Annotated in this window: 11 protein-coding genes and 1 riboswitch; of the genes, 3 read left to right on the forward strand and 8 right to left on the reverse strand. The window is 68.6% G+C overall.

Translation table 11 applies throughout. The annotated features are described in order from the left end of the window. The first annotated feature begins 32 nt into the window (after window positions 1-32). Complete coding sequence (locus tag ACXRVZ_RS01830; RefSeq protein ID WP_457418983.1) at window positions 33-884, forward strand: hypothetical protein; 852 nt, start codon at window positions 33-35, stop codon at window positions 882-884. A gap of 16 nt (window positions 885-900) precedes the next feature. On the opposite strand, the gene ACXRVZ_RS01835 is transcribed toward ACXRVZ_RS01830, so the two are convergent. From ACXRVZ_RS01835 to ACXRVZ_RS01860, 6 genes are all read right to left on the reverse strand, one after another. Next, window positions 901-2,748, reverse strand: a complete 1,848-nt coding sequence (locus tag ACXRVZ_RS01835; protein WP_457419227.1) for a potassium transporter Kup — start codon at window positions 2,746-2,748, stop codon at window positions 901-903. Between the two features lie 163 nt (window positions 2,749-2,911). Continuing rightward, entirely contained in the window at window positions 2,912-4,177 is a 1,266-nt protein-coding gene (gene gshA / locus ACXRVZ_RS01840) for a glutamate--cysteine ligase (RefSeq protein ID WP_457418984.1), read from the reverse strand. Between the two features lie 55 nt (window positions 4,178-4,232). Beyond that, window positions 4,233-5,375, reverse strand: a complete 1,143-nt coding sequence (locus ACXRVZ_RS01845; RefSeq protein ID WP_457418986.1) for a GGDEF domain-containing protein — start codon at window positions 5,373-5,375, stop codon at window positions 4,233-4,235. 106 nt (window positions 5,376-5,481) lie between these two features. Next, window positions 5,482-6,999 carry an ammonium transporter gene (gene amt, locus ACXRVZ_RS01850; RefSeq protein ID WP_457418988.1) on the reverse strand — a complete coding sequence of 506 codons (1,518 nt, stop codon included), beginning with the start codon at window positions 6,997-6,999 and terminating at the stop codon, window positions 5,482-5,484. Between the two features lie 37 nt (window positions 7,000-7,036). Then, the gene (gene glnK / locus ACXRVZ_RS01855) at window positions 7,037-7,375 is read right to left on the reverse strand and encodes a P-II family nitrogen regulator (RefSeq protein ID WP_233370978.1); all 339 of its coding nucleotides are present in this window, start codon (window positions 7,373-7,375) and stop codon (window positions 7,037-7,039) included. 16 nt (window positions 7,376-7,391) lie between these two features. Then, a complete protein-coding gene (locus ACXRVZ_RS01860) occupies window positions 7,392-8,117 on the reverse strand; it encodes a TorF family putative porin (protein WP_457418992.1) in 726 nt (241 codons plus the stop codon). Window positions 8,118-8,367: 250 nt separating this feature from the next. Here ACXRVZ_RS01860 and ACXRVZ_RS01865 point away from each other — a divergent pair, with 250 nt between their 5' ends. Beyond that, window positions 8,368-9,900 (forward strand): YifB family Mg chelatase-like AAA ATPase, encoded by a 1,533-nt coding sequence (locus tag ACXRVZ_RS01865; protein ID WP_457418994.1) that lies wholly within the window; start codon window positions 8,368-8,370, stop codon window positions 9,898-9,900. Between the two features lie 51 nt (window positions 9,901-9,951). On the opposite strand, the gene ACXRVZ_RS01870 is transcribed toward ACXRVZ_RS01865, so the two are convergent. Both ACXRVZ_RS01870 and metH read right to left on the reverse strand, forming a co-directional pair. Next, window positions 9,952-10,506 (reverse strand): glycine zipper 2TM domain-containing protein, encoded by a 555-nt coding sequence (locus ACXRVZ_RS01870; protein WP_457418996.1) that lies wholly within the window; start codon window positions 10,504-10,506, stop codon window positions 9,952-9,954. Window positions 10,507-10,625: 119 nt separating this feature from the next. Beyond that, a complete protein-coding gene (gene metH, locus ACXRVZ_RS01875) occupies window positions 10,626-13,337 on the reverse strand; it encodes a methionine synthase (RefSeq protein ID WP_457418998.1) in 2,712 nt (903 codons plus the stop codon). A 20-nt stretch (window positions 13,338-13,357) separates the two neighbouring features. After that, window positions 13,358-13,421: riboswitch (S-adenosyl-L-homocysteine riboswitch) on the reverse strand. A gap of 84 nt (window positions 13,422-13,505) precedes the next feature. Between metH and ACXRVZ_RS01880 the strand changes: the two genes are divergently transcribed. Next, on the forward strand, window positions 13,506-14,708 hold the full coding sequence (locus tag ACXRVZ_RS01880) for a hypothetical protein (RefSeq protein ID WP_457418999.1): 1,203 nt from the start codon (window positions 13,506-13,508) through the stop codon (window positions 14,706-14,708). Window positions 14,709-14,770: the final 62 nt, after the last annotated feature.

Genomic DNA, 14,770 nt, shown 5'->3' on the forward strand with positions numbered 1-14,770 from the left:
GCCGCGTCGCCGCAAGCCACCTCGCCGGATCCATGTACCGCACCGCCCTCCTTGCTCCTGCCCGCTGCGCGGCCCTGGTGCTCGCCCTGCTTCCCTGCGCCGCCGGTGCGGCAACCATCGGCCGGTTCGGCGGCCCCTACGTCGGCGGGGCGCTGCGGGCTGGCGATGCGGACCAGGTGCAGCGCGAATGGACCCAGGAGCGTTTCGAGAAACCACTGCGGCTGCGCATCGGCGAGGACAGCGGCGATGGTCTGGAAGTGGCTCGGCTGGGGCAATGGCTGCACGAGCGCCGGCCGGTCGTGCAGCTGGAGCGCGACTGTGTGCGCGCCTGCGCTCGCGATCTGCTCACCGCCGGCCGCGCCTGGCTGGCAGACAAGGACGTGCTGATTGCATTCAGCAGCATGGAGGATTGGCCGCTGCTGCTGAAGCAGGCGCTGGACGATGGACAGTTGTTCGCCGATGACGGTGGCCGGGGCGCCGAGGTCAAGGCGCGCTTCGTGGCGCAGTACCGGCCCTTATGGGAGCGGGCCCGGGCCGTCCAGGCCTTGCGCAGCCGCGCGCCGGGCCTGCCCGACGCAGCGCAGCGGTTTCTCGACCAGCTGACGCGGCCCGCCGGCACCGATACGGTCACGTTCTCCGCTGGCGAGGGCAAGCTCGCCATGACGCACAGCGCGCTGGGTTGCCTGGCCTGGGTGCCGGACGCGCAGGGCTTGAAGCAACTGGGCGTGGATCTGCCGTCCTACCAGCCGCCGGCGCTGGCAGATGCAGCCAAGCGCCTGAAGCTGCCGGCGGAACGGATCTACGTGGGCGCAATGCCCGACACGCCACCCGCGCAGCCGCTGTGCCAGGGCGGCATCGTCGATCTCGGTACCCTGCGCCGGTGACGGCCGAACGGGCGCGTCAGATCTCGACCTTGCTGCCCAGCTCGACGATGCGGTTGGTCGGCAGGTGCAGGAAGTCGGCCGCAGCGGCCGCGTTGCGGTGCATGCTGGCGAACAGCTTCTCGCGCCACAGCGCCATGCCCGAGCCTATGGTGGGGATGATGATGTCGCGGCTGAGGAAGTAGCTGGTCTCCATCTCCTCCAGCTGCACGCCGTGCTTCTTCAGCTGCTCCAAGGCCTCGGGCACATCGGGCTCGTTCTTGAAGCCGAAATGCAGGGCCACCTGCCAGCAGTGGTGGCCCAGCGCCTCGACCTCGCAACGCTTGTCGAAGCCGACCCAGGGCACCTCATGGTGCTTGACGGTGACGAAGATGTTCTGCTCGTGCAGCACCTTGTTGTGCTTGAGGTTATGCAGCAGCGCATTGGGCGTGGAGCCCTTCTCGGACGACAGGAACACGGCCGTGCCGGACACGCGCGTGGGCGGGTTGATGAAGACGGCTTCCAGGAAGGCCGGCAGCTCGATGGCGTCCTCGCGCAGCTTGTCGGACAGCAGCTTGCGGCCCTGCTTCCAGGTCAGCATCAGCGTGAACACGCAGATGCCGATCAGCAGCGGGAACCAGCCGCCGTGCAGCAGCTTCAGCAGGTTGGACGCGAGGAAGGTCACGTCGATGACGAAGAAGATGCCCGTGGCGGCGACGCACAGCGCCAGCGGGTAGCGCCAGCCGTAGCGGATGACGAAGAAGGTCATCACGGTGGTGATGGTCATGTCGATGGTGACGGCCACGCCGTAGGCGCCGGCCAGCTTGCTCGACGAGCCGAAGAAGACGACCGCGACGATCACCAGCGCGAACAGGCTCCAGTTGATGAAGGGCACGTAGATCTGGCCGGTGTCGCGCACGCTGGTGTGGACGACGCGCAGGCGCGGCATGATGCCCAGCTGGATGGCCTGCTTGGTGACCGAGAAGGCCGCCGTGATGAGCGCCTGCGAGGCGACGATGGCCGCCAGCGTGGCGAGCAGGAACAGCGGGATCTCGGCCCACGACGGCGCCAGCAGGAAGAAGGGGTTCTTGATGCCCGCCGGGTCGTCCAGCAGCATGGCACCCTGGCCGAAGTAGTTGATGACCAGCGCCGGCATGACGATGCCGTACCAGGCGATGCGGATGGGCTTCTTGCCGAAGTGGCCCAGGTCGGCGTAGAGCGCCTCGCCGCCGGTGACGACCAGCACGACCGCGCCCAAGGCGATGAAGGCAACCCAGCCGTACTCCAGGCAGAAGTTCAGCGCATAGACCGGGTTGACCGCCGCGAGCACGCGCGGGTTGTCGACGATGTGCGGCAGGCCCAGCAGCGTGAGGCTGGCGAACCAGACCAGCATGACCGGCCCGAAGGCCTTGCCGATGCCGCCGGTGCCGAAGCGCTGCACCGCGAACAGCCCCACCATGACGATCAGCGTGATGGGCAGGATGGCGTCGTGCAGGTGGGGCTCGTAGACGTCGATGCCCTCGACGGCGCCCAGCACCGTCATGGCCGGCGTGATGACGGCGTCGCCGAAGAAGATGGCCGTGCCGAACAGCCCCACCAGCATCAGCGTGCGGCGCAGCGGCGGCTTGTCGTTCACCGCATTGGTGGCCAGCGCCAGCATGGCGATCAGCCCCCCTTCACCGTTGTTGTCGGCGCGCAGGATGAGCAGCACGTACTTGACCGAGACGATGACCGTCATCGTCCAGAACAGCAGCGAGAGCACGCCCAGGATGTTCTCCGGCGTGGTGGCGACATGGCCGCCGTGGAAGACTTCTTTGAGGGCGTACAGCGGGCTGGTGCCGATGTCGCCATAAACCACCCCGAGCGCACCGAGGGTGAGACCCGCCATCGCCGAGGGGCTGCGAGCCGCGTGGGAAGAACTCACTGCGTGAGGGCCACCGGCTTGGGGTGGCGTTTGTTCGAAAGTGGGGATTCTGCGCTCGGTTTTGGGTTTTTGTGCAGTGCAGCAAACCCGCAACTCAAAGGCTTGACGCCCCCGAGCCCTCGGCGTACTAAGCTGCTTCGGCCTCGGCTTGCGGGTCGGTCGCCTCCAGCTCGTAGCTGGCCGCCAGCATCGCCAGCCGGCCGATGACGCCGTACATGTAGAAGCGGTTGGGCGCGCTGGCGCCCGGCTTCTCGCCGGGGCGCGGCAGGTTCAGCGAATCAGCAAACGCCAGCGGCACGTAGCTGGCGCCGGGGGCATTGAGGTTCTCGTCGATGCCGCGGCTGGCGTGCACGCGATAGAAGCCGCCCACCACGTAGCGGTCCATCATGTAGACGACCGGCTCGGCCACCGCCTCGTGCACGCGCTCGTGGGTGGGAACGCCCTCCTGCACGATGACCTCCTGGCCCAGGTCCTCAGGCAGGCGGCCGGCCAGGGCCTCGATGTCCTTGGCATCGCGCACGGTCAGCACGCTGCGGCCGTAGCTGCCGATGTCGCTCTTGATGACGACGAAGGGCTTCTCGTTGATGCCGTATTCCTTGTACTTGCGGCGCACCTTGGTGAGCTGGGCGTCGGCGGCAGTCTGAAGCGCCTCCAGGCCCTTCTTGCCATGCAGGTCGACGCTCTGGAACGACGGCGTGATGAGCCACGGGTCCATGCCTAGCAGCTTGCCGAAGCGCTTGGCCACTTCCTCGTAGGCGCGGAAGTGCTGGCTCTTGCGGCGCACGCTCCAGCCAGCGTGCAGCGGCGGCAGCAGGTATTGCTCGTGCAGGCCCATCAGCTGCGGCGGCGTGCCGCTGGCGAGGTCGCTGTTGAGCAGGATGGTGCAGGGGTCGAAGCCCTTGAGCATCAGGCGGCCGCGCTTGCGCACCAGCGGCTCGAAGACCAGGCTGCCGCCGCCGGCCAGCGTCAGTTCCTCGGGCTCGGTCTGGGCCGGGTCCAGCGCGCCCAGGCGCACGTTCAGGCCGGCCTGCGTGAAGATGCGCACCAGCGTGGCGAGGTGGTCCAGGTAGAAGCTGCAGCGCACGCCCGGCTCGGGGACGAGCAGCAGGTTGCGCGCCTCGGGGCAGATCTTCTCGATGGCCGCCATGGCCGCCTGCACGGCCTGCGGCAGCATCTGCGGCGTCAGGTGGTTGAAGCCGCTGGGGAAGAGGTTGGTGTCCACCGGCGCCAGCTTGAAGCCGGCGTTGCGCAGGTCCACCGAGGCGTAGAAGGTCGGCGTGTGCTCCATCCATTCGAGCCTGAACCAGCGTTCCGTGGCCGGCATGGATTCCAGGACGCGGGCTTCCAGCTCGTTGATGGGGCCGTTCAGGGCGGTGATGAGATGGGGAACCATGACCGAATGATCTCAAACTCGACAGAGGCGGGCCACTTGGGGGCGCCGCGCGGGATCACAAGACGTCGTCGTCGCGGCAGGTGCGGCCCCGGCCGGCGTGCTTGGCCTGGTAGAGCTGGTCGTCGGCGCGCTTGATGGCGGCGGCCAGCGTCTCGCCCGGCTGCACGCGCACGGCGCCGGCGCTGAAGTCCACCGCAAAGCCCAGGCTGGCCTCGCAGCGCCGCTTCAGCGCCATGTGCAGGCGGCTGTCCAGCCGGCCGAAGGCGCCCGGCTCGCAATGGCGCAGCAGCAGGCAGAACTCCTCGCCGCCGTAGCGGCCTACCAGATCGCTGGCGCGCAGTTCGCCGCGCAGCACCTCGCCGGTGATCTTGAGCACCTCGTCGCCCACCGGGTGGCCGCGCTCGTCGTTGACGCGCTTGAAGTGGTCCAGGTCCAGCATCAGCAGCACGGTGGCGGCTTCACCCGCACCAGCGGTTCCAATCAGGCCCAGGGCCCGGCCGGCGCGTTGCATCCACTCGCGGCGGTTGAGCAGGCCGGTCAGCGCGTCCAGCGAGGCCAGCCGCACCAGCGCCTGCTCGGCCTCGTCGCGGTGAGCGAGCAAAAACCCCATGGTGCCCAGCACCAGGCTGGCGTTGAGCAGCATCAGCGAGGCGAAGTTGAGCGGATGCGGGGCGATGAAGCGCGGGTAGATCTCCGGCCAGCCCAGCACCAGCACCGCGCGGCCCAGCGTGAACAGCGCATTGGCCATGCCGGCCAAGCCGCACAGCCAGCGCCAGCGCAGCCGGCCGGCGCCGCGCAGCAGCAGGCCGCTGGCCCACAGGATCTGCACGCCTATGACCAGGTTGGTCAGCCCGGTGGCCAGGCCCTGGTCGCCGAAGACCACGAAATGCACGATGCCCAGCCCCAGCGGCGGCAGCACCAGCCAGCGGCGCGACAGCGGCAGGCTCAGAAAGCGGCAGACCGCCAGCAGCATCGCCGCCGCCGAGCCGCTGAGGGCCATGACCCCCAGCGTGGCCAGCAGCCGCGGCATGCCCAGCGTCGCGCCGATCAGCAGCCCGAAGCCGGCGGCCTGGCCCAGCAGCATGAACTGCCAGGCCTGCAGGCCGCTGCGGGCCCGCAAGCCGACGCTGACCACCAGGGCCAGGCTCATCAGCAATGCATTGACCAGCACTGCGACGAACAGGGTGACGACGTGCATGCGGGTCAGCATAACGGCCGACCTGCGCGCGCCAGACGAAGAAAAGCCGCCCGGAGGGCGGCTCGGTGTGACGAAGGACCGGCGCGCAGCCGGCCCTTGATTCACATCACTTGTGGTAAGCCGTTTCGCCGTGCGACGAGATGTCCAGGCCTTCGCGCTCTTCCTCTTCGGTCACGCGCAGGCCGATGGTCAGGTCGACCAGCTTGTAGGCGATGACGGAGACGACGCCCGACCAGACCAGGGTCACGCCGACGGCCTTGGCCTGAACCAGGAACTGCGCGCCGATCGAGAAGGCATCCGGCGTGATCATGGTCGCCGTGACCCAGTCACCCATGGCGCTGGGGCCGCCCAGGCTGGGCGAGGCAAACACACCGGTCAGCAGAGCACCGACGATGCCGCCGACACCGTGGACGCCGAAGACGTCCAGCGAGTCGTCCGCACCCAGCAGCTTCTTCAGGCCGGAGACACCCCACAGGCAGGCGAAGCCGGCGACGATACCGATGACGAGACCGCCACCGATGCCGACGTTGCCAGCAGCCGGCGTGATGGCGACGAGGCCGGCGACGGCACCCGAGGCAGCACCCAGCATCGAGGCCTTGCCCTTGAGCAGCGCTTCACCGACGCACCAGGCCAGCACGGCGGCAGCCGTGGCAGCCAGCGTGTTGATGAAGGCCAGGGCAGCGAAGCCGTTGGCTTCCAGCGCGGAGCCGGCGTTGAAGCCGAACCAGCCCACCCACAGCATCGAGGCACCGACCATGGTCAGCGTCAGGCTGTGCGGCGTGAACTGTTCCTTGCCGTAGCCGACGCGCTTGCCGACCATGAAGGCACCCACCAGGCCGGCAACCGCGGCGTTGATGTGCACGACCGTGCCGCCCGCGAAGTCCAGCGCGCCCCACTGCCAGAGCATGCCGGCCTTGCCGTTCATCTCATCGACGACAGCGGCGGACGTGTAGGCATCCGGGCCCATCCAGAACCAGACCATGTGGGCCATCGGCAGATAGCTGAAGGTGAACCACAGCGTCAGGAAGGCCAGGGCCGCCGAGAACTTGATGCGCTCGGCGAAGGCGCCGAGGATGAGACAGGCGGTGATGCCGGCGAAGGTGGCCTGGAAGGCCGCGAACACGATTTCCGGAATGACGACGCCCTTGGAGAAGGTGGCGCCATTCGCGAAGGTGCCAGCGACGTTGTCCCAGATGCCCTTCATGAACAGGCGATCCGTGCCACCGATGAACTTGTTGCCCTCGGTGAACGCGAAGCTGTAGCCGTACAGCACCCACAGCACGACGATCAGCGAGAAGCCGACCATCACCTGCATCAGCACCGATAGCATGTTCTTGCTGCGCACCAGGCCGCCGTAGAACAGCGCGAGGCCGGGCACCGTCATCATGATGACGAGCAGCGTGGACAACATCATCCAGGCGGTGTCGCCCTTGTTGGGCACGGGCACGGGAGCGGCGGCGGCAGAAGCCGCTTCGGCAGGCGCGGCGGCCGCAGGGGCGGAGGCTGCATCGGCAGCCGGAGCTGCCGTGGCGGTGGCGGCAGGCGCCGAGGCGGCGTCCTGGGCCCAGGCGGCCGGCGCAAGCAGGCCAGCGGCAAGCGCAAGGCCGGCGAGGAGTTTCTTCATTTGAGTGTTCTCCAAACGGTTGTTATGGACGCGCGCTTCAGAGCGCGTCGTTGCCGGTTTCGCCGGTGCGGATGCGTACGACCTGGTCCAGCGGCGACACGAAGATCTTGCCGTCGCCGATCTTGCCGGTGCGGGCCGAAGACTCGATGGCCTCGATGACGCGGTCGACGACGTCGTCGTTCACGGCGGCTTCGATCTTGACCTTGGGCAGGAAGTCCACGACGTATTCAGCGCCGCGGTACAGCTCGGTGTGGCCCTTCTGGCGGCCGAAGCCCTTGACCTCGGTGACCGTCAAGCCCTGCACGCCGATGGCGCTCAGAGCCTCACGCACCTCGTCGAGCTTGAAGGGCTTGATGACGGCAGTGATCAGTTTCATGTCTGCTCCAGTGTTCTTAGAAGGTCTTCTTCAGGCCGACGACTAGCGTGGTCTTGCCCAGGAACTTGCCGTTCGCGGGGCTGGCGTAGAAGCTCTTGTCGGCGTCCGTGCCGACGATCGCGCCGCTCAGGACGAGGCCCGAGAAGTCCTTGGCCAGCGTCACCGAGTAATCGGTGTAGGACGCCATCGAGAAGTGCTTGACCGTCTGGTGGCCGACGTGGGGCGACAGCGTCATGCCGTCACCGAGGTCGAAGTTGGCCGTCACGTCGAAGTAGCTGCTGCCCTTGCTGTCGGGCACGCCGAACAGGTTGGTCGTGCTGTGCGAGTACTTGGCGGTCACCGGGCCGAAGCTCAGCGCGCCGTAGATCTCCAGCGTGTCGGCGCTGGTGGGCAGCTTGTTGCTCGGGTAGTAGTACTGCAGCAGGCCCACGTCCAGCGTCAGGCCCGGGGCGACTTCGGTCTTGTAGCCGCCGTAGAGGTCGACCTCGACGTTGGCGTCGCCGCCACCGTCCTTGATCCACTTGATGGTGGAGCCCCACATGCCGACGTAGAAGCCGCTGGGCGCCGCGTAGTCGAAGCCGCCTTGCAGGGCCGGCTTCAGGCGGGTCTGCGAGACGCCGCGGTAGCGGTAGTCGGTGACGACGCTGGCGTTGAACGACAGCGGGTTGACCGGCTCATCGGCGAAGGCCGGCAGCGAGGCTGCGGACAGCGCCAAGACGAGCAGCGTAGAGGACAACTTCATGGCGGGGGCTCCAGTTCAGGGTTAGAGGGCAGTCCGGTCCGCTGATTGCAGCTTCCGTGCCAAGCACCACACCTCAGACACCCCGCACGAATCTGGGATGGGCGCACCCGCAAGTCAGCATTGCGCACCAATTTGGCATCAATTCCATCATCGAGCGCACATTTACGGTGCGCGCACGGGAAAAGCACCACATCCGCGCCACGCGAACCCAGGGCTAGACTCGCCCGCCGCCCTCCTACGAGCCCATGCGATGAGCCTTGCCACGGTCCACAGCCGCGCCCTTGACGGCTTGGCCGCCGCGCCGGTCACGGTGGAGGTGCACCTGGCCAACGGCCTGCCCAGCTTCACCGTCGTTGGCCTGGCCGACACCGAGGTCAAGGAGGCCCGCGAGCGCGTGCGCGCGGCGCTGCAGAACAGCGGCCTGGGCTTTCCGGCCAACAAGCGCATCACCGTCAACCTGGCGCCGGCCGACCTGCCCAAGGAGGGCGGGCGCTTCGACCTGCCCATGGCGCTGGGTCTGCTTGCGGCCAACGGCCAGCTGGACGCGACCAGGCTGGCACGCTTTGAATGCGCGGGTGAGCTGTCGCTGGCCGGCGAGCTGCGCCCGGTGCGCGGCGCCCTGGCGATGGCGCTGGCCATGCGCCAGACTGGCGAAAAGGATGGTGATGTTCAACGCGAGCTGCTGCTGCCCGAGGCCAGCGCCGCCGAGGCTGCCCTCGTCGACGGCCTGGTGGTGCGGCAGGCGCGGCATCTGCTGGACGTCGTCGCGGCACTGCAGCCCGACGGCGAACTCCTGCCCCGCGCGACCGCCCTGCCGCGCGAACGGCAGAGCGGCCTGCCCGATCTCGCCGACATCAAGGGCCAGGCCGGCCCGAAGCGCGCGCTGGAGATCGCGGCGGCCGGCGGCCACTCGCTGTTGATGGTCGGCCCGCCCGGCACCGGCAAGTCCATGCTGGCCCAGCGCCTGGCCGGCCTGCTGCCGCTGCTGGACGACGAAGCCGCGCTGGAATCCGCCGCCGTGCTCAGCCTGGCCGGCCAGTTCGACGTGTCGCTCTGGGGGCAAAGGCCGGTGCGGGCGCCGCACCACTCGGCGTCCAGCGTGGCGCTGGTGGGCGGCGGTTCGCCACCCAGGCCGGGCGAGATTTCACTGGCCCAGCATGGCGTCTTGTTTTTGGACGAGCTCCCCGAATTCCCGCGCGCTGCCTTGGAAGCCCTGCGCGAGCCGCTGGAGACCGGCCGCATCCTCATCTCGCGCGCGGCCCGCCAGGCAGAGTTTCCGGCGCGTTTCCAGTTGGTCGCGGCGATGAACCCCTGCCCCTGCGGCCACCTCGGCAATCCGCAGCGGGCCTGCCGCTGCTCGCCCGACCAGGTCGCGCGTTATCAGGGCCGGCTCAGCGGGCCCTTCCTGGACCGTATCGACCTCGTCATCGAAGTCACCGTCATCCCGCCGCGCGAGCTGCAAGACCTGGCACCGGGCGAAGCCAGCGCCGTGGTCGCCGGGCGTGTGACCGCAGCGCGCGAGCGAGCGCTGGCGCGCCAGGGCGTCGCCAACGCGCTGCTGCAGGCGCAAGACCTGGCTGAGCACGCCGCGCTGGAGCCCGCGGCCAAGGCATTGCTGGAGCGCTCGGCAGAGAAGCTCGGCTGGTCGGCGCGCAGCTTCCACCGCGTGATGCGCGTGGCCCGCACGGTGGCCGACCTGGCCGGCTCGGCCGAGATCGCCACTGTCCATGTTGCCGAGGCCATTCAGTTGCGCCGGGGCTTGCCGAGCGCCCATTCCGCCTGATGGCGGGGACACTGGAGACGCTCCACTGAGCGCCGCATCGAGGCCCAGGCCTCAGCTGCGCTCGAAGCCGTTCTCGGTCAGGCGGACCTCGTCGCCGATGCGCAGGCCGGGGTCGGCGCTGCGCTCGAAGCGGCGCATGCGGCCATCGCGCTCCTGCACTTGCACGACCCAGACGGTGTAGGACTTCTGGTTTTTCTCGATCTCGTTGCCGGCATAGCCACCGGCCACGGCGCCGCCCACGGTGGCAATCTTCTTGCCCGTGCCGCCGCCCACCATATTGCCCAGCAGGCCGCCCACGACCGCACCGCCCACGGCACCCACGCCACTGCCCTTGCCCTTGCGGGTTTCGGCATGCACGCCCGTGACACGGCCGCAGCTCTCGCAAAGCGCCGCCTGCGTCGTCCGTTCGGGGGCCGGCGCTTCACGCACCGTGTCGGCCCTGGCCACGCGCTGAGGCGCAGGCTGGGTCACGGCGGGCGGCGCTTCGGCCACTGGCGGGCTGCTCATGATTTGCGAGCGGCCGACCGCATAGGCGCCGCCGAGCAGCGCCATGACGACGGCAACGCCGGCAACGATCTGGGTGGACTTGACGCTAGGGGTCGACATGACGCTTCCGATGTAGTTGGTATGCGCCGAGGATGCGTTCGCACGCCGTGTGCCCGTGTAGGACAGTGCCGCAGCCCGGGGTCGGCAAGGTAAGCAGATGCTGTCGGCGCCGCCTGAGGTCAGCCCAGCAGCGGCGCCAGAGCGCGGCGCGCGTCGGTCTCGCTGAGGCCGCAGCGCGCGGCCCAGTCGGCGAGCTGGTCGTCCGCAATGCGGCCGACGTTGAAGTAGGCCGCGTCGGGGTGGGCCAGGTAGAAGCCGCTGACGCTGGCGGCCGGCGTCATGGCCATGCTGTCGGTCAGGCCCATGCCGATCTCGTCGGGTGCCAGCACGCGGAACATGTCGCGCTTGGCGAGGTGGTCCGGGCAGGCCGGGTAGCCGGGCGCGGGGCGGATGCCCGAGTACTTCTCGGCGACGAGGTCGGCGTTGCTCAGCGCCTCGTCCGCGGCGTAGCCCCAGAACTCGCGGCGCACGCGCTCGTGCAGCCACTCGGCGGCGGCCTCGGCGAGGCGGTCGGCCAGGGCCTTGAGCATGATGGCCGAGTAGTCGTCGTGCGTGGCGAGGAAGTCGGCTTCCTTCTTGTCGACGCCCAGGCCCGCCGTCACGGCGAACATGCCGACGTGGTCGCCGCTCTCCGCGACGAAGTCGGACAGGCAGCGGTTGGGGCGCTTCACACCTTCCACGACCGGCCGCTCGGACTGCATGCGCAGGCCGTGCCAGGTCATCAACGCGGCGGTGCGGCTCTCGTCGGCGTAGAGGGCGATGTCGTCCTCGTTGACGCGCGCGGCGGGGTAGAGGCCGAACACGGCATGCGCCTGAAGCCAGCGGCCGTCGATGATCTTCTTCAGCATGGCCTGGGCGTCGGCAAACACCTTGCGCGCCTCGGTGCCGACGACGGCGTCGTCGAGGATGGCCGGATACGGGCCGGCCAGGTCCCAGGTTTGGAAGTAGGGGCCCCAGTCGATGTACTTCGCAAGCTCGGCGAGATCGAGGTTCTTCAGCACGCGGCGGCCGGTGAACTTCGGCGCCGCCGGCACGCGGCTCAGGTCCAACCGGGCCTTGTTGGCGCGCGCGGCGGCCAGCGTCACCAGCGGCGTCTGCTTCTTGCTGGCATGCAGCTGGCGAGTCTTCTCGATGTCGGCCTTCAGGTCGGCGATGTAGGCGGCGGCGCGGTCATCGCTGAGCAGCTCGGTGCATACGCCCACGGCGCGCGACGCGTCGGGCACGTAGACGACCGGGCCGTCGTAGTGCGGCGAGATCTTCACGGCCGTGTGCACGCGGCTGGTGGTCGCGCCGCCGATCAGCAGCGGCATGTGGCGTGACGAGAAATACTCGTCGCGCTGCATCTCGGCGGCGACGTGCTGCATCTCTTCCAGGCTGGGCGTGATGAGGCCGGACAGGCCGATGATGTCCGCGCCCTCTTCCTTGGCTTTGCGCAGGATCTCCTGGGCCGGCACCATGACGCCCATGTTGACGACTTCGTAGTTGTTGCACTGCAGGACCACCGTGACGATGTTCTTGCCGATGTCGTGCACGTCGCCCTTGACCGTCGCGATGACGATCTTGCCCTTGGGCTTGGCGTCGCCGCCGCCTTCGATGAGCAGGCGCTTTTCTTCCTCGATGTAGGGCAGCAGGTGGGCCACGGCGCTCTTCATCACGCGGGCGCTCTTGACGACCTGGGGCAGGAACATCTTGCCCTGGCCGAACAGGTCACCCACCACGTTCATGCCGGCCATCAGCGGGCCCTCGATGACGTGCAGCGGGCGGCCACCGCCGGCCGAGATGGCGACCCAGGCTTCCTCGGTGTCCTCGGTGATGAAGTCAGTGATGCCATGCACCAGCGCGTGCGACAGCCGCTGGTTGACGTCGCCTGCGCGCCAGGTCAGGCGCGCCGAGTCGTCCTTGCCGGCGCTCTTGGCGCGGTCGGCGATCTCGATGAGGCGCTCGCCCGCATCGGGCCGGCGGTTCAGCACCACGTCTTCCACGCGCTCGCGCAGCTCGGCGTCGAGGTCGTCATACACGCCCACCATGCCCGCGTTGACGATGCCCATGTCCATGCCCGCCTGGATGGCGTGGTACAGAAAGACCGTGTGGATAGCCTCGCGCACCGGCTCGTTGCCGCGGAAGCTGAACGACACGTTGCTCACGCCGCCCGACACCTTGGCGCCGGGCAAGTTCTGCTTGATCCAGCGCGTGGCCTCGATGAAGTCGACGGCGTAGTTGTCGTGCTCCTCGATGCCCGTGGCGATGGCGAAGATGTTGGGGTCGAAGATGATGTCCTCGGCCGGGAAACCGACTTCGTCCACCAGGATGCGGTAGGCCCGCTCGCAGATCTCGGTCTTGCGCGCGAAGGTGTCGGCCTGACCCTTCTCATCGAAGGCCATCACGACCGCCGCGGCGCCATAGCGGCGCACGAGATTGGCCTGGCGGCGGAACTCGTCCTCGCCTTCCTTCATCGAGATGGAGTTGACGATGCCCTTGCCCTGGATGCACTTCAGGCCGGCCTCGATGACGGCCCACTTGGACGAGTCGATCATGATCGGCACGCGCGCGATCTCGGGCTCGCCGGCGATCAGGTTCAGGAAGCGCACCATGGCCGCCTGGCTGTCCAGCATGGCCTCGTCCATGTTGATGTCGATGACCTGGGCGCCGTTCTCGACCTGCTGGCGCGCAACGGCCAATGCCTTCTCGAATTCACCCGCGAGGATCATGCGGGCGAAGGCCTTGGAGCCGGTGACGTTGGTGCGCTCGCCGATGTTGACGAACAGGCTGCCAGCGTCGATGGCGACGGGTTCCAGGCCGGAGAGTTTGAGAGGGGGCGGCGAGATGGTCATCGATGGCGGTCCACGCGGGAGATCGATGAGCGCCGTTGGAAACGATCCGAGCCTGGGGAAAACCTCGCAGCGCTCCTCGGATGAGCCGGGAATTCTACGCAGCCGGCCCTTCGCCGTCGCTCAAGAAGCGCTTGCTCCTGGCGAAGGCCGTTACAGAATCGCCGATTCATGCCTTCAGAACTCTTCCACCTCCCCGCCCGCACGCTGCGCCTGGGCATGACGCTGCCCTACGACATCTTTGATGCCAGCGGCAAGCTGATGTTCGCGCGCGGCCAGATCCTGCGCGACTCGCCGCTGGTGCGTGCCCTCGTCGACGGCGGCGCGTGGGTCATGAGCGAGGACACGATGGAGTACCAGCGCGCGCTGGCTCACAAGCTGGACACGCTGGTCATGCAGGGCGTGCCGCTGTCCGACATCGTCAAGGCCGACACCAGCTTTCGCCTGGAGGCGCCCAATGCCCCCAAGGCCGAGCAAGGCCCGCGCGAGGCTTGGTCGGACCTGCTGCTGCGCACGCACAGCCTGCTGCGCGAGCCCGAACCTGTCGACTTCCCCGCCCGCGTGGCGCAGTTGCGCGACGCCGCGCTGAAGCGCCTGCACGCCCACCCCGACGCGACGCTGATGCTGCACGTCTTCGAGAGCAGCCAGGAGTTCGGCGACTACAGCGCGCGGCATGCGCTGCTGACGCTGCTGCTGTGCGATCTCGTCGCCCGCCAACTGCAGCTGGCCCCGCATCTGAGCGAAGCCCTGCAGGGTGCTGCGCTGACGATGAACTACGGCGCCGGCGCCGCGCATGACCGCCTGGCCAGCCAGGTGGACCCCGCCTCGGCCGCCCAGCGCCAGGCCCTGGCCGCCCACGGCGATCACGCGGCGCAGCGCCTGGCCCAGGCCGGCGTGACCGATCAGGTCTGGCTGACCGCCGTCCGCCTACACCACGAGGCCGGCCCAGGCCCCTTGAGCAACCGCAGCGATGGCGAGAGGCTGGCCCGACTGCTGCGCCGCATCGACCTCTTCGGCGCCCGCCTGTCGCCGCGCCGCAGCCGCACCGCGATGAGCGGTGCCGCCGCCGCCCGCGCCGTCTTCCTGGATGAGCTGGGCCAGCCCGACGAGGCCGGCGCCGCCCTCATCAAGACAGTGGGCCTCTACCCGCCAGGCAGCATCGTGCGCCTGGCCAACGGCGAGATCGGCATCGTCTTCAAGCGCGGTTTCAGCGCCAACGAGCCGCTGGTGGCCGCGCTGATCGGCAAGAGCGGCAGCCCGCTGAGCAACCCGGTGCCGCGCGACACGCGGCTGGCCGCACAGGCGATTGCTGCCAGCCTGGCGCCGACCGAGCTGAAGCTGCGCGTCAATCTCGAGGCCTTGCTCAAGCTCTGAGCACCGGCTGACATCAGCATCAAGGCGGCCAATGGTCGCCTTTTGCATTCCGGCACTTGCAT

The organism is Roseateles sp. P5_E8, from assembly GCF_054177665.1.